Source organism: Halomonas ramblicola, from assembly GCF_030409215.1.
Lineage (GTDB): Bacteria > Pseudomonadota > Gammaproteobacteria > Pseudomonadales > Halomonadaceae > Halomonas > Halomonas ramblicola.
In genome coordinates, this window is sequence record NZ_JAUFPL010000032.1 from 331,751 (window position 1) to 346,176 (window position 14,426).

A 14,426-nucleotide genomic window follows, 5' to 3' on the forward strand; every position below is an offset into this window, starting at 1 on the left:
CTACCCCGACGGTCAGTCGGTCATGTCCGGCTCGAAGAGCCCCGTCTTCATCCGGAACTTGACCCAGAATAGCGCGATCACGGCGACGATGCCGAGCACCACCCCGAGCAGGGTGTAGACGGTGGCCGTCATTTCGGGCGACGGCGAGGCATTGGCGGCCACATAGCCCATGCCGATGATGCCGACGATCTGCGGCACCGGGTAGAGCGGCGTCCGGTAGGGGCGCACGTGCTGCGGCTTCCTGACGCGCAGCACGATGACATTAATATGGGCCACGATATAGGCCAGCAGCCAACTGGTCGAGGCGCCGATCAGCAGCATGATGATGTGGTCCGGGCTGACCAGCAGAAACGGCGTCGCGACGATCGCCGCCAGGAACAGGATGCCGATCCAGGGCGTGTCGAAGCGCGCATGCCGCCGGCCCATGATACCGAACGCCTGGCCGTTGTCGGCCATCCCGGCGAGCATCCGGGGCACCGAGGCGAGCACGGTATTGACGGTGCTGCAGGTGGCGGTCAGTCCCATGACGGTGGCGATGATCAGCCCTGCCTGGCCGAAGACGCCGTCGACCAGGTCCAGGTAGGGCAGCGGCGACGTCGTCAGCGTCTCCTGAGAGAGATAGCGCCCGGCGCCCAGGCAGAACAGCGCGAACAACACGAAGATGACGATCAGCGACACGAACATCGCCCGCGGCACGCGACGTTCCGGCTGGCGGATGTCCTGGATCAGCGGGCAGATGAACTCGCAGCCGACGAACATCCACATCGCCAGCGCCGTCAGGGCGATGAAACTGCCGTCGGAGATACCCTCGAGCCCCCAGTCGATGCCGGCCGCCGCCTGCGCGACCGATGTCGAGGGCGTGTCCAGCAGTGCCGTGGCACCGACCAGCAGGATGGCGGCGATCATGGCGAAGGTGAACAGGTTCTGCAGCTTCGCGAAGACATCGGTGCCCAGGATGTTCAGTACCGCCAACCCGAACAGCAGCAGCAGCGGAACCAGGTGGGGGGGAAGCACGCCGGGGAACAGCGTCTGCAGGAGGGCATCGACCAGGATCAGCTCCGCCGACAGGCCGAACATCGCCACCACCACGTAGCCCGCGAACACCGACACGATCGCCGGGAAATGGCCGATGGCCTTCTGGGTATAGGTCGCCAGGGTCCCCGACGACGCGGGATACATCAGCGAGAGCTCGGAAAAGCTGATGGCATTGCAGAAGGCGAAGACCAGGGCCAGCCCCATCGCCGCCAGGAAACTCAGCCCCCCGAGGCCGAATCCCGTCAGCGCCGAGGCCATCGCTCCCTGCACCACGACGCAGCCGACGCAGATGGCGATCATGGTCTTGAAGCCGATGCCCGGCGCACTCGAGCGGTGGTGACTCGCTTGGGCGCTGGCGCCTCGAGCGGGCGTCGAGTCGATCATTGCGTATCTCCTAAGGCCTGTTGTTGCGGTTGTCATGCCCGACTCACCGCACTGGCACGGTGAGGACTTACGCAAGACTGAGCTCAACGCCGCCCGATGTCTTGACTGTGCTTGACAGTCAGTTGTCGCTCAACGCCGACTAGCATGACGATCGGCCTGGCGTACCCAGCTATCTAGGGTCTAAGGGATATAGCCGATCTTGGGGGATAAAGGCGCCGATAGACGCCCTCTGTGAGGGGGTGTCAACCTTGTGGTCGAAGGCTATCCGCACCGCCCGCTGACGTATCTCAGGGGGATATCATGTCGAAGTGTTCATAGCTCCATCCTCTAAAGGTATGGAGCCTCCGGAAATCTCGGCATGATTCGTTTCATGCTCGTCACCCTCCTCATCATCACTCGAAAACGTCACCGTCGTTGGCCAGTGCGAAGTTGCCCTCATAGGCATCCGTCATCTCCTGGATCAGTGTATCCTCCGGGGCGCCCAGGAAGAGGGGATGGATCATCACCAGCAACTCGGGATCGATCTCCTCGGCGATGTCGGCGAGCTGCCGGGTCGTGGTATGGGCATCCAGCATGTAGCCCTGCCACTCCTGGGGCAGGGTTGCCAGGCCGGTCGTCGACATAACCTCGTGGAGCAGGATGTCGGCACCCTGGGCATGCTCGATCAGGTTGGGGGTCGGGCGGGTATCGCCGGAGATGACGATGGTCATGTCCGGGGCCTCGATGCGGTAGCCGAAGGCTTCGCCCGCCTCCCAGGTGCCGTGATCCACGTCGAAGGCGGTAATCGTCACATAGCGGTCCCGGTAGACGACGCCCGGCTCCGAGGCGAGCTCCTCGACGATGCCCGTATAGGGTGCCTCCTTGCCGATCGGCAGGCTGCCCAGGCGGTGCCGTATATCGGGTTGATATGCTTCAATCGCCCCCTCTGCGACTGTTCGGGTACCGGGAGGCCCCCAGATTCGCACTGGGTGATTACGCTCGAGCACCCAGCCACGCAGCAATAGTTCCGGAATTCCCAATATATGATCGCTGTCCAGGTGCGTAAGAAAGAGTTTATCCAAGTAGGTGGGTAGAACGGTGCCAGGGTATTTCGAAGTGTCAGGAAATATCCCACCCCCATCATCACCGAACTTTCCCAGGACTTCCATGAAGCCGGCGCCGGCGTCGAACAGATAGACCTGCTCGCGGTCGACGATGACGGCCGTCGAGGTGCCGCTGCGACCCTCGACGATATCGGGGGTGCCGGTACCCAGGGTGACCACGCGAGTCGGGGCGCTGAGGTCGTCGGCCGAGACCCGGTCAGCGGGTGCCGTCGTAGAGGACTGATCGCCCGCCGCGGCGACATGGCCTGTCGACAGCGCCAGGGTGACGAGCGAGGTGGTGGCGAGGGGCAGGAGGCGTGAGGAAAGCAATGCACGGAGCCGCATGGGGGAACCTTTCTGGTTGTTGGTTTATGGATCTTGTCAGTGAATGCCCTGCAGCGGGCCGTTGTCTTGTTTCAGCTTGCCAACGGGATTGACCCAGCATGCCAGCCGAGGTCGCAGGCTCGACGATCCATCCGGGGCAGAATAGTCCTCGACCCATGCCAAAGGGGGATGGCCAGACGCGAGAGGGGGTAGTCATAATGGTTGCATCAACAACCATAATCACTCGAGCGGAGAAGCCCATGCTCCCTTCACACGCTTCCCAGCCGGCGTTCGATTCCTGGCTGTCGTCCCTGCGCCGTGTCTGTGGCAGTTTTGACTCCCAGCCCCCGGAGCGCAACGTCCCCTTCCACGGCGAGGTTGGCTCCCTGACGACCTGTGGCCTCGAAGTGGCAGAAATCCGCACCAATGCGAGCTGGATCGCTCGGCGCCGGCGGGATGTCGAGCACGATGACGATCGCTATTGCTTCCTGATCGTGCAGCGTCGTGGGCGGGCCGGTATTCGCCAGCAGGGGCTCGACCTCGAGTTGCACCCCGGCGAGATGGCGCTGGTGGATTCGGCGCGAGCCTGCGAGATCCTGCCCCGCGGGTTGATCGAGCATGCCTCCTTCCATATGCCGCGGGCGGAGCTGGCGGCCCGTCTCCCCCGGCGGGAGGTGCCCTTCGGCAAGCTCTCGACCGCAGGCCCCGGCGGGCAACTGCTGCAGCTAATGGTCAACCGCATCGTCTCCCGGCAACTGGTCGGGGATACCGCCCACACCGAGGGGGAAGGGATCAGCGAGGCGCTGATCGCCCTGCTCGTGCCCTTGACCCAGGGGCTGGGCCAGGAACGGAGCCCGGAAGCGGCCCTCGACCTGCTCTATCAGGGCGCCTGCCAGTTGATCGACCAGCAGCTCCAGGATCCCGACCTGACCCCGGCCTCGCTGGCCGAGCGGCTGAACGTCTCGCTGCGCCAGCTCTACCGCCTGTTCGAGGCCCACGACGATACCGTGTGTCGCCATATCCAGCGCCGTCGGTTACAGAGCTGCGCCGAGATCCTCGCCAGCCCCGGCCAGGCGCATTGCTCCATCACCGAGATCGCCTATCGCTGGGGCTTCACCGATTCGGCGCATTTCAGTCGTGTCTTCAAGAAGGCCTATGGCGAAGCGCCGCGGGACTATCGTCGTCGTCACTGCCTGCACTGAGGCCCACTTCCAGGACGCCGAAAAAGGCGCCTGATCATGGACCAGGCGCAAGGACGGAGAGAACGTCAGTAGGCGATACACACCGACTTGAGCTCGGTGCAGGCTTCTACCGCCTCGCGACCGAACTCGCGGCCGATGCCGGACTGCTTGACGCCACCGAAGGGTAGACTGGCGTCCAGGGTCACGTGGGTGTTGACCCACACCGTGCCCGCCTCGATGCGCGGGATCAGGCGCATGGCCTGGCTCAGGTCGTTGGTCCACAGGCTGGCGGCCAGGCCCAGGTCGCTGTCGTTGACCATGGCCAGCCCCTCCACGACGTCGTCGAAGGGAATCACCGACAGCACCGGCCCGAAGACCTCTTCCCGGGCCACGGTCATCTGCTGGGTGACCCCGCTGAGTACCACCGGCGAGACGTAGAAGCCTTGCTCAGGAACGGCGGCACCGCGTAGCACCCTGGCACCTTCCTTCTCGGCTTGCTCGATATGGGCCAGTACGCTGCGCTGATGGCGCTGCGAGACCAGCGGATTGACGGTGGCCCCGGCATCCAGCCCGGGGCCGGCCTTCATACCCTGGATGGCTTGATGCAGGCGCTCGCAAAAAGCGTCGTGAAGAGAGCGATGCACGTAGAAGCGTGAAGCGGCGGCACACACCTGGCCTTGATTGAGCAGCCCCGCCATCAATGCCCCGTTCACTGCCTTGTCCAGGTCGGCGTCGGCCAGCACCAGCATGGGGTTCTTGCCGCCCAGCTCCAGGGAGAAGCGGGCCATGTGGTCGACGGCGGCATGGCCGATCTGCTTGCCCACCGCGGTGCTGCCGGTAAATGTCACCTTGCGGATATCGGGATGCTCGGCCAGGCGCTGGCCGGCGATGGAGCCGGCGCCCACCACCACGTTGAAGGTGCCGGCCGGCACGCCTGCCTCAATCGCCATCTCCGCTAGGCGCAGCGCGGTCAGCGGGGTCTCGGTGGAGGGCTTGATGACGATGGAACAGCCCGCCGCCAACGCCGGGATCACCTTCCACAGCGCGATCATCATGGGGAAGTTCCAAGGCACGATGCCGGCGACCACCCCGATTGGCTGGCGCAGGGTATAAGCATGAAAGTCGGCGTTCTCCGGCACGCCGATGGAGACCTCGGTGGTATGGCCTTCGAGCTTGGTGGTCCAGCCCGCGGTGTAGCGCATGAAGTCCACGGAGAAACCCACGTCGATCATCTGCGCAATATTGATCGACTTGCCCTGGTTGAGGCTCTCGAGCTGGGCGAGTTCCTCGCCGCTCTGCTCCACCAGATCGGCGAAACGCAGCAGAATGCGCTCGCGCTGGGCCGGCGACAGGCCACGCCAGTCGCCGTCATCGAAGCGCTGCTTGGCCACGGTCACGGCACGGTCGACGGTGGCTTCGTCGGCCAGGCCTAGGCGGGTCAGCGGTGTGGCGCTGGCGGGGTCGAAGACCTCGGCGTGGCGGCCGCTACCGGGAATGTGTTCGCCGTCGATGAAGGAGCCTGAGGCCCGCGAGAGGAAGGCCTCCACTTCGGGAAGCCGTGAGATCATGGAATCGGTCATTGTGTGCGCCTCTTGTCAGGGTACAGCGGCCTCGACGGCCGGTAGCCGGTTATGCCTGGTTATGAAGCTAGCAGCCCTTCAGGGCCATGGCTTGTCCCTGGGTGCCGTGGAGATGACTCCACCTGCCAGGGACTCCAGGAGGCTGCAGTGCCCTGGTTCACTTGATGAATTCGACGATTAGAAGAAGACTCCGAGGATAAACTGGGCATGCAGGCTTGTGCCGTCCCCGCCCAACTGGGTGCCACCCTCGGCGGCCGAGCGATCCGGGTCATACCAGCCCACCAGGGGTGAGACATAGAGCCATTCGGTGGGCATCCACTCGGCATACAGGTTCAGCTCGCGGCCGCCCATGTCGGGCCGATGGGTGGTATCGCGGCTATCGAAATCGAAGTACAGGGCCCCCAGGCTCAGCTGCTCGCTGGGCTGGGCGCGCAGGGCGAGATGCCAGACGTCGGCATTGGTGTTGAAGGGGCCGGCATAACTGCCAGCGACTTCCCCCTGGAACCAAGTGCCATAGCCTGCGGTGTTGCCATAGAAGAGGGGGTCCCACTCCTCCGAGAAGCGGGTGAAGCGCAGCGCCACCTCCGGCTGCCAAGGCACCTCTTTGAAAGCATAGGAGGGTTCCAGGTACCAGGCGTTCTCCTGGGTTGTCTTGTCCTGGTGGGCGTATTCGCCACGCAGTGACAGGGCGTCGCCGAGTGACTGCTCGACGCGCAGGCTAAAGGTATCCATCCCGTCACGCTCAAGTTGCGTAGACGTGGCGAATCGCTCCTCCACGTCCAGCCCCCTGAGGTAGAGGAGTTCCACGAGGCCACCGGTATGGCGCCGCTGTACGGCCAGAGCGCCGAACTCTGTCTCGGCCTGGGCGGCGTTGTCGGAGGCGATCCATGCCAGCTGGTGCGTCCAGGTGTCGTTGGAGGCCTTGATCGAGGCGGTCTTGTCGAAGGCCTCGCGACCGGCGAGATAATAGGCCCCGCCACGGTCGAAGTCATCGCCGAGGGTGTCGCCGAAGCTGAGTCCGTCGCTGGCGACGAGGAAACCATTGCCGAAGGTAATCACCTGGCGACCCGCCGAGGCGTCTAGGCTCCAGGACGCATTGCCCAACCGAACCCGATCGTGACGATAGCCCAGGTAGGCGTCCTCGATGTCGACGTCTTCTTCGCCTCCGGTGGCAAAGCCGCCGGCATCGCCATCGCCACGCGTAAAGGTTCCCATGACACTGAGCTGACCGTAGAGGCCGCCATCGTCGAAGGTCCGCGGGGCGAGTTCGAGCCCCAGCTCGGCGAAGCCTTCCTGCCAGCGGTGGCCTTCGTCTCGCCTGTTGCCGAAGAGATCGTAGCCGCTTTCGCTATAGAGGGACGCGGCTACCGCTGCGACATTCAGATTGATGGTGGAGTCGCCGACCTGCTCCACCTCGAGCGCCATGGCACTGATCGGCAGGCCGAAGGTGGCAGCCGCCATGCCTCCCGACACCATGACACTCGAGAATCTCAGGAAAACGCGACGCTTCAATTTTCTGGACATAGGGAGCTCTGCTCAGGAGGTTGTCGTTGTGATATGGGCATTCAGCCCTTGTCACGAGACTATCAAGCTCCGAATTGAAGCCGCTTGTATCGATCTGCCAAAATGTTGTCTCTCGTTGCCAAGATATTTTTTTATCGGTATTTCAATGCATTGGGCCGCGTCATCCCGTCTCTTGATATAGGGAGGGCGCTGCCTTGGGCGTGGGACTGGAGTCGATAGGGGAAGGCGGATCGTCTTCGACGTAAGTCGCATGGTGTCTTCCTTGTGGTTATGCCGCTCCCATGTAATAAGATGGCAACGTGTGTCATGCTCCTGCCTACCAGTGATCCGTATGGCCAGGTGTCAGGGACTTCCCATGTCGGGCCGTTGCCATCATCCGGCGCCCTTCCGCCATGATCTCAAGGCAGTTGCGATATCGAGTATCGAGGTTGACCATGCAAGTACTTGATCGGGGACCACAAGAAGAATGCTTCGAAAGCTGGCTCGGTGGGGTCAACGATATCTGTGGACCCTTCGCCGCCCGGGCCTTGGGCCGGCAGTTCGATGGCAGTATTCAGCGTATCGAGAGTTCGCTGGAGCTTGCCACGGTCAGTGCGTCTCATGTGCATGCGTATCGCACCGACAGGGAGCTGAGCGGTTGTGACGGCAAGCCCTACTTTTATGTCTTCCAGGCTCAGGGATGTGCCGACATGGAGCAAGGTGAGAACAGGGCCGCCATGTCGCCTGGCGATATCGTCCTGATCGATTCTACTCGACCATGCAACTTCTATTACGATGGTTTATCGAGCCAAATGTCCGTTATTGTGCCCCGAGAGTTGGTGGATCCACATCTGAGGGTTCCTCGCACGGCCTGTGGCACCAAGGTGCCAGCCGGCTCGATTGTTGCCAGCATGGCCAACAGACTCCTGCAAGAAGCCATCAAGCATCAGGACCTCAGCCACGGTGAAGGTGAGGCGATACTCGAGTCGATCGTCACCTTGATGCGGCCGATGCTGACCGGGCGGTATTCCGAGAACGATCAACATGATCGTGTCCTCGACAGGGCCATGATCTACATTGACCGCCATATCGGTGACTCATCCTTGAGTTCCGAGCAGATTGCCAAGGAGGTCGGCACCTCACCCCGGACGTTGTATCGGGCATTTGCCGGGCATGGCCATACGGTCGCGCAATATATTCGCGATAGGCGGTTGGAACTGTTCGCTTCGAGGATTCGGCAATCGTCCGGGAAAGTGCGACTCGCTATCATCGGCAGTGAGCTGGGTTTCTCCGACCCGAGCCATCTCTCGACGGCCTTCAAGGCCAAGTTTGGTATGCCGCCTCGTGAATATTTGCGCCAGTTCCATGAATACCACTGAGTTGAGCTTTGTCATTCTCATCATTGAAATGAGACTGAGCGGCCTAAGGTGACCTGTAAGACAATCACAGGGCCGATGGTGGCATCGGCCCTTCGATTGTCGTCAGTCCCTCTCGTGTCAAGACTGCGTAACAGCAGCGAAGTGCTTGATAAAGGTGTCGCTTTTTACGTCCCAGGTGATAGGCGTGCCTTGCTTGACGAACCAGGAGTCACCCACATGGTATTCGAGGGATTCTCCTGTGAGCTCATTGGTCAGCACTACCGTTCCCTCGACAACCGTGGCATGTTCACTGAAGGGATAGACGACTCGATACTTGCCCCCGGTACAACCAAAGACTCCGCAGCTGAGTGGGTCGCCGATATTGCCTTCCAGCATCTTGCTCGATGCCTGTGGGTCGCCCTCCAGTACCTCGGCGCCCATGTTGGCGACGCTGCCGATGCTTTCCAGATCACTATAGCCCTGCTTCAGTTTGAGAGGGATCATATCGTTGCTCCTGTGTTCCCTATTACTCACCGATCTCGCCGGTGGCATACATGTCGGCCATCACCTTCCAGTCTCCGTCATGCTGTTCCCAGACCATCAGGCTCTTCATGACGAAGTCCTCGCCTTCGGTTGGGGTGACATACCAGTTCACCCAGCTGATGACACCGTTCTCGCCGACAGGGCTAGCCTGGACCATGGTCAGTTCGGCGGCGTTGCTGGTATCCACGAGATACTTGACGAGATCGGTCAGTGACTCCATCCCGGTATAGACGTCAGGCGTGTCCTCACCGGTGATCCATGTCTCCTCGACATAGAGAGACTGGGCGATGCCCTCGTAGTCTCCCTCGCTCCACATCGACTCGACGGCATCGAGCTTGTTCTCGATCGCTTTCCTGTCGTCCTCCGATACGCCCACTTCGTTGGCATTCGTCGATGCGATGAAGAGGGAAAACAGCAGTGGCAGCACTTTCTTCATGAAATTGGCTCCTTTTTAGCGAAGTTGTTCGGCAGATTGTTCCAGGTAACAGATCACCGCATTGCGCTGTGCTTCGTTCTTCATGCCGCCGTAGGCCATCATGGTGCCGGGTGCATATTCCATCGGGCTGGCCAAGAACTTGCTCAACTCTTCAGGGGTCCATTTGGTGTCGAGTTCTTCCAAGGCCACCGAGTAGGTGAAGCCCCGTGCGGTGCCTGCATCGCTACCGACGACTCCGTAGAGGTTGGGCCCGACGGCATGGGTTTCACTGGCACCATTGGTGTGACAGGTGCTACAGGTAGAGAAGGCCTGCTTGCCTAGATCGAGGTCGCAGTCACTGGAGGCGAATACAGTCGAAACAATCCCCAATGAGCAAGACAAGCCCAGCAGCCAGCAGGCAGCCTTCAAGGTCTTCATGCGCTTGCTCCCTCTTTCAGTAGCTCTGCCACCTGTTCGGCGGCCAAGGCCCCGGATTCGATGGCTCCGTCGATGAACCCACGCCAACCGCTGGCGATATCCGCGGTCGCAAAATGAATATTGCCTTCGGCTTGCTGCAGTTCCTCGAAGGACTCGGTCAACCAGCCTGGACGATACATGCACCAGGTGCCGAGGGAGTAGGGATCGACATTCCAGTCATAGCTGACGAAATCGATGACCTCGGCGTCGGGCAGGTACTGGTTGACGGCTTCCTGAACGGCAACGGCATCGGTGGTATCGAGCAATTCTGGTGAAGCGCCGAAGCCCACCAGGATCTGGCTGTCCTCGTCGTCGTACTCGGTCCAGACGAAGGTCAGCGGCATGTCCTGGGTGCCGTGACCGAACATCAGCGGATGCTTGCCCTTGATGCGAGCATAGAGCTTGACCCCTGAACCGGTATGGCGCTGCCGGCTGATCTCCATCTTGGTGTTGGAAATGGCGGGCGTATACTCGATCGTCGAGATCACATTCAGTGGCACCGCCAGGATCAGCTTCCTGCCGACATAAGTCTCGTTTCTGACGGTGGTTACTTGCACGTGATCATCCGTTTGCTCGACGCTCTTGACGGGCTGGCCGGTCTTGAACTCCGCTTTGCTGTCCTCGTGCATTTTGGTCAACAGGGACTTGGTGCCTCCCTCGAAACGGAAGCGTCCCAGGTTGTCCCACATGAAAAACTGGTTGAAACCAGCCAGCGCAATCCAGCGGAGCTGATCCAGATAGCTGCTGGTGTCCGTCGGACTGTGACCATTGATGGCGGCAAAACCGTTAAGCAGTACCTTCTGTTCGGCCGAGACATCCAGTTGTTCGATCGCTTCTTTGGCGGTCAGCCTGTCGAGCCCCTTGTCATCGGGAACGAACAGTGGGCTATAGGGGCGGGGCAGTGCCTCCCGGGCGGGAGCAAAGTAGGCCTCATTGGCCTCGTACATTACTTTCCAGTAGTCGTCCGGTGACCCCCCCCTTCGATGGCCTGGCTCGGGGTACCAGACGTACTGGCTGGCGCTGAAGGCAGCGCTCTCCGTGATCGGGATCTGATAGCGCATCTTCTCGGCCCAGACATGGGGCTGTCCCCAGCCGATCCAGGTGCCCCCCAGATCGATGTCGTGGCCGGCGAAGTGGCTGGTGAAGCACCGTCCTCCCAGCCGGCTGCTGGCCTCCAGGTGCAACACCTTCAGGCCGGCCTGACTGGCGTTGCGGGCGGCCGTGACACCGGCAAAGCCGCTGCCCACGACGATCACGTCATAAGTGCCATCGTCTTCGGCGCTTTGGGCGCTCGAGGAAAAGCCAAGCGTTCCCGCGGCTACGCCTCCTGCCACCATGGCGCTAGAAGACTTCAAGAAGGCCCGACGATTCAATGTGTTGGTCATCATTGTTCTCCGTTGCGGGGTTATAGTTATGGTGGTCACGATCAGCCACTCTTCATGACGGTATCACCTGTGGAGTGGTGTCGTTTGTGCTGGCTTGCCAAAGAGTTGCCACTCCTTGCCAAGATGGAATATCACTTATGTTTCAATGTATTGTGAACGGGTCGGCAGTTGGTGGGGAGGGTGGCATCATTCTCTCGGTGATGCCGTGATCAGCGGGCGGGGCCGTTCGGGACAACCCCGATAAGCCGGCACGACTCGGAGAAGTGAGGGAGTTTTCGAAGGACCGGTAAGTGAGGGGGGGGAACGCTCGGTCAGTGCCGCCGACACAGCGCCACCAGCCTGGCTTTCGAGGGCACCCCCAGCTTGGCGTAGGCGCGCTTGCGGTAGGTCTCGGCAGTGGAGAGGGCGATATCGAGCTCGGCCGCGGCGCTCTTCAGGGTGTGGCCGCGCAGCAGGAAGAGGCAGAGCTGGCGCTCGCGCTCGGAGAGCGGGGCGAGCACGGCGGCTTCCTCTGAGCTGGGCTGATGGTCAGCAGACCGCGCGTCGCCACCGTGGTGACGATAGTGGCGCCGGATCAGGTTGGCCAGCAGCGGGGCCAGGGCGTTGAGGCCGGCCAGGTCGGCGCGGGTGAAGGGACCGGCCTGGCTGCCCCGATAGAGATTGAGGTAGTAGGCGCCGGCCTCACCGGGAATGGCCAGCGAGACCTTGTCGACCAGGTCGGGAAAGGCGAAGAGATGGCTGCGGTAGGCCGACGGCATGGCCTCGGCCTGCATGGGCGTCAGCTCGGCCTCGCCGATGTCACCCCCGGCGTCCACCAGCCGGCGCAGCCGCTGGTAGTTGGGATCCTGGCGGAACAGGCCGCCAGCGTAGAGTTCGGCCAGGCGGTCGGCGACCCGCGGCGCGCGCTCGTTGGCGGCGAGCAGGCAGTCCACCGCGTCGTCGCCGGCGTAGGCGAAGATCATGCACTGCTCGATGCCCACCGCCCGGCGCAACAGGGCGAGCAGCTGCTCGTCGAAGCCCGCCTCGCCCAGGGTCGCCACGCAGGCGGCCAGGGCCGGCATCAGCTCGGGCCAGTCGAGGGTGGCATCGGCGCTGGGGTCGCTCATGGCGCGGACTCCTCGTGGTGGGGGGCGTGGCCTTGTCCCGGTTTCTACGGGACAGTCAGGCGTTCGCCGGCGGGGTAGGCTGGAGGCGGACTCGACAACAACCCCGACAGGAGAGTGCCCCATGCGACCCGCCGGCAAGGGCGAGCACGACTCGCTCTACTTCGATTATCCCCATTTCCCCTTCGTGCGTCCTCCCGAGCTCGCGGGCGAGGCGGTGCGCCACCGGGTGGCCATCGTCGGCGCCGGGCCGGTGGGCGTTACCGCCGCCCTCGAGCTGGCCCGCCACGGCATCGCCTCGGTGGTGCTCGACGACAAGGCCACCGTCAATGACGGCTCCCGGGCGATCTGCATCTCCCGCCACAGCCTCGAGATCCTCCAGCAGCTCGGCGTCGATGCGCCCTTCACCGCCAAGGGGCTGGGCTGGACCCAGGGGCGTACCTACTTCCGCGACCACGAGATCCTGCGCTTCCGGATGCCGCACTCCGAGCAAGAGCGCTACCATCCGATGTACAACCTCCAGCAGCAGTACATCGAGCGGTTCCTGATCGACAAGGCCGCGGCGAGCGAGCTGATCGAGCTGCGCTGGCAGAGTGCCGTGACCGGTGTGAGCCAGGACGACGACGGCGTGACTCTTCAGGTGACCACGCCCGAAGGGGATTATCGGCTCGAGTGTGACTACCTGCTGGCCGCCGACGGGGCACGCAGCGTGGTGCGCAAGGCCTTCGGCCTGGCGCTGCACGGTGAGGCCTACGAGGGGCGTTACGTCATCGCCGACGTGCGCCTCGAGTCCGACTTCCCCACCGAGCGGCGCGCCTTCTTCCACTCCCGGGCCGTGCCCGACTCCACCCTGCTGGTGCACAAGCAGCCCGACGACATCTGGCGCATCGACTACCAGCTCGGTCCCGACGAGGACCCGGAGGCCGAGGTGGCCGAAGCGCGAATCCGCGAGCGGGTCGGCCGGATCGTGCGCGAGGTGCTTGCGGAAGAAGGCGACTGGGAGCTGGAGTGGTGGAGCCTCTACAAGGCCTACACCCTGGCGCTGGACGACTATCGGCATGGCCGGGTGCTGTTTATCGGCGACAGCGCCCACCTGGTGCCGATCTTCGGCGTGCGCGGCCTCAACAACGGCCTGGCCGATGCCGCCAATGCCGGCTGGAAGCTGGCCTGGGTGCTGAAGGGCCTGGCCCCCGAGCGGCTGCTCGACAGCTACAGCCCCGAGCGGCGCGGCGCCACCCTGGACGTCTTCGCCAACGCCGGCAAGAGCACCCGCTTCATGACCCCGCCGAGCCGCGGCTACCGACTGATGCGCGATGCGGCCCTGGCCCTGGCGCTGCACAACGACTACGCCAGCGGCTTCGCCGACCCGCGCCAGGTCACCCCCTATACCTATGCCGAGAGCCCGCTGACCCCGGACGACGACCCCGGCTTCGCCGCCGGGCCGATCCCCGGGGCGCCGCTGGTCAACCGTCGCCTGGGTGAGAACGACTTCCTGCTCGACCACCTGGGCACAGGCTTCAACCTGCTGCATTTCAGCGCGACGGGAGGGGTCGAGCCGGCGCTGCAGCAGCGTATCGAGGATTTCCAGATGCAAGGCATCGACCTCACCCTGCTGCGCGTGGCCCGTGAGCCGGGCGGCGAGGGCGTGCTGGCCGATCCCGATGGCAGCCTCTTTGCTGGCTACGGCGCCGAGCCGGGCACGGCTTACCTTGTGCGCCCCGACCGTCATGTGGCGGCGCGCTGGAACTCTCTCGATCCCGCCGCCCTCGACCCTGCCCTGAACCTTGCACAAGGTTGGGCCCTGGAAGGAGAAAGATCATGACCGATACGACACTGCCCTTCGCCGACCTGGAGCGGGTCTACGAGCGCCTGGCCGAGGCCATCGACGCCCTGCCGGAGGCGCAGGAGAGCCACTTCCTCGCCCAACTGGCGCTGGCGCTGGCCCATCGGGTGCCCGATGTCGACCAAGTGATGGCCGCCATCGAGGAGGCCCGCCGCGGCGCTGCGGACACCGACTCCGGCTGATGATACCCGCTACCTATCCCATGCTGAGCCC

Annotated in this window: 13 protein-coding genes; 4 read left to right on the top strand and 9 right to left on the bottom strand. The window is 63.1% G+C overall.

The features are described from left to right. Positions 1-12 precede the first annotated feature (12 nt). Positions 13-1,419: an APC family permease gene (locus QWY80_RS15595; RefSeq protein WP_290233399.1), complete on the bottom strand. Its 1,407-nt coding sequence runs from the start codon at positions 1,417-1,419 to the stop codon at positions 13-15. Positions 1,420-1,811: 392 nt separating this feature from the next. After that, on the bottom strand, positions 1,812-2,846 hold the full coding sequence (locus tag QWY80_RS15600) for an MBL fold metallo-hydrolase (protein ID WP_290233402.1): 1,035 nt from the start codon (positions 2,844-2,846) through the stop codon (positions 1,812-1,814). A 239-nt stretch (positions 2,847-3,085) separates the two neighbouring features. Here QWY80_RS15600 and feaR (QWY80_RS15605) point away from each other — a divergent pair, with 239 nt between their 5' ends. Next, on the top strand, positions 3,086-4,027 hold the full coding sequence (gene feaR / locus QWY80_RS15605) for a transcriptional regulator FeaR (RefSeq protein ID WP_290233405.1): 942 nt from the start codon (positions 3,086-3,088) through the stop codon (positions 4,025-4,027). A 65-nt stretch (positions 4,028-4,092) separates the two neighbouring features. On the opposite strand, the gene QWY80_RS15610 is transcribed toward feaR (QWY80_RS15605), so the two are convergent. Beyond that, positions 4,093-5,586 (bottom strand): aldehyde dehydrogenase family protein, encoded by a 1,494-nt coding sequence (locus tag QWY80_RS15610; protein ID WP_290233408.1) that lies wholly within the window; start codon positions 5,584-5,586, stop codon positions 4,093-4,095. Between the two features lie 177 nt (positions 5,587-5,763). Next, positions 5,764-7,011 (bottom strand): hypothetical protein, encoded by a 1,248-nt coding sequence (locus QWY80_RS15615; RefSeq protein WP_290233411.1) that lies wholly within the window; start codon positions 7,009-7,011, stop codon positions 5,764-5,766. A gap of 533 nt (positions 7,012-7,544) precedes the next feature. On the opposite strand from QWY80_RS15615, the gene feaR (QWY80_RS15620) reads away from it, so the two are divergent. Continuing rightward, positions 7,545-8,468 carry a transcriptional regulator FeaR gene (feaR, locus tag QWY80_RS15620; RefSeq protein WP_290233413.1) on the top strand — a complete coding sequence of 308 codons (924 nt, stop codon included), beginning with the start codon at positions 7,545-7,547 and terminating at the stop codon, positions 8,466-8,468. A gap of 117 nt (positions 8,469-8,585) precedes the next feature. Here feaR (QWY80_RS15620) and QWY80_RS15625 read toward each other — a convergent pair whose 3' ends face one another. The 5 genes from QWY80_RS15625 to QWY80_RS15645 all read right to left on the bottom strand — a co-directional run bounded on the left by QWY80_RS15625 (position 8,586) and on the right by QWY80_RS15645 (position 12,373). Beyond that, positions 8,586-8,951: a cupin domain-containing protein gene (locus QWY80_RS15625; protein ID WP_290233416.1), complete on the bottom strand. Its 366-nt coding sequence runs from the start codon at positions 8,949-8,951 to the stop codon at positions 8,586-8,588. 22 nt (positions 8,952-8,973) lie between these two features. Continuing rightward, complete coding sequence (locus QWY80_RS15630; RefSeq protein ID WP_290233418.1) at positions 8,974-9,426, bottom strand: hypothetical protein; 453 nt, start codon at positions 9,424-9,426, stop codon at positions 8,974-8,976. Positions 9,427-9,441: 15 nt separating this feature from the next. Then, positions 9,442-9,843, bottom strand: coding sequence for a c-type cytochrome (locus tag QWY80_RS15635; protein WP_290233421.1), 402 nt, complete (start codon positions 9,841-9,843; stop codon positions 9,442-9,444). Beyond that, positions 9,840-11,270 (bottom strand): flavin monoamine oxidase family protein, encoded by a 1,431-nt coding sequence (locus QWY80_RS15640; RefSeq protein WP_290233423.1) that lies wholly within the window; start codon positions 11,268-11,270, stop codon positions 9,840-9,842. The genes QWY80_RS15635 and QWY80_RS15640 overlap by 4 nt, the downstream gene beginning before the upstream one ends. A 308-nt stretch (positions 11,271-11,578) precedes the next feature. Beyond that, a complete protein-coding gene (locus QWY80_RS15645) occupies positions 11,579-12,373 on the bottom strand; it encodes a helix-turn-helix transcriptional regulator (protein WP_290233426.1) in 795 nt (264 codons plus the stop codon). A gap of 121 nt (positions 12,374-12,494) precedes the next feature. Between QWY80_RS15645 and QWY80_RS15650 the strand changes: the two genes are divergently transcribed. Together QWY80_RS15650 and QWY80_RS15655 are read left to right on the top strand one after the other, a co-directional pair. Then, the gene (locus QWY80_RS15650) at positions 12,495-14,192 is read left to right on the top strand and encodes an FAD-dependent monooxygenase (RefSeq protein WP_290233429.1); all 1,698 of its coding nucleotides are present in this window, start codon (positions 12,495-12,497) and stop codon (positions 14,190-14,192) included. Next, the gene (locus QWY80_RS15655; protein WP_290233432.1) at positions 14,189-14,395 is read left to right on the top strand and encodes a DUF2783 domain-containing protein; all 207 of its coding nucleotides are present in this window, start codon (positions 14,189-14,191) and stop codon (positions 14,393-14,395) included. Before QWY80_RS15650 ends, QWY80_RS15655 begins: the two co-directional genes overlap by 4 nt. The last annotated feature ends 31 nt before the right edge of the window (positions 14,396-14,426 follow it).

Excerpts from the sequence above, each read along its gene's own strand:
- QWY80_RS15595 (WP_290233399.1), bottom strand. The coding sequence starts at position 1,419 with ATGATCGACTCGACGCCCGCTCGAGGCGCCAGCGCCCAAGCGAGTCAC.
- QWY80_RS15600 (WP_290233402.1), bottom strand. The coding sequence starts at position 2,846 with ATGCGGCTCCGTGCATTGCTTTCCTCACGCCTCCTGCCCCTCGCCACC.
- feaR (WP_290233405.1), top strand. The coding sequence starts at position 3,086 with ATGCTCCCTTCACACGCTTCCCAGCCGGCGTTCGATTCCTGGCTGTCG.
- QWY80_RS15610 (WP_290233408.1), bottom strand. The coding sequence starts at position 5,586 with ATGACCGATTCCATGATCTCACGGCTTCCCGAAGTGGAGGCCTTCCTC.
- QWY80_RS15615 (WP_290233411.1), bottom strand. The coding sequence starts at position 7,011 with ATGGCGCTCGAGGTGGAGCAGGTCGGCGACTCCACCATCAATCTGAAT.
- feaR (WP_290233413.1), top strand. The coding sequence starts at position 7,545 with ATGCAAGTACTTGATCGGGGACCACAAGAAGAATGCTTCGAAAGCTGG.
- QWY80_RS15625 (WP_290233416.1), bottom strand. The coding sequence starts at position 8,951 with ATGATCCCTCTCAAACTGAAGCAGGGCTATAGTGATCTGGAAAGCATC.
- QWY80_RS15630 (WP_290233418.1), bottom strand. The coding sequence starts at position 9,426 with ATGAAGAAAGTGCTGCCACTGCTGTTTTCCCTCTTCATCGCATCGACG.
- QWY80_RS15635 (WP_290233421.1), bottom strand. The coding sequence starts at position 9,843 with ATGAAGACCTTGAAGGCTGCCTGCTGGCTGCTGGGCTTGTCTTGCTCA.
- QWY80_RS15640 (WP_290233423.1), bottom strand. The coding sequence starts at position 11,270 with ATGATGACCAACACATTGAATCGTCGGGCCTTCTTGAAGTCTTCTAGC.
- QWY80_RS15645 (WP_290233426.1), bottom strand. The coding sequence starts at position 12,373 with ATGAGCGACCCCAGCGCCGATGCCACCCTCGACTGGCCCGAGCTGATG.
- QWY80_RS15650 (WP_290233429.1), top strand. The coding sequence starts at position 12,495 with ATGCGACCCGCCGGCAAGGGCGAGCACGACTCGCTCTACTTCGATTAT.
- QWY80_RS15655 (WP_290233432.1), top strand. The coding sequence starts at position 14,189 with ATGACCGATACGACACTGCCCTTCGCCGACCTGGAGCGGGTCTACGAG.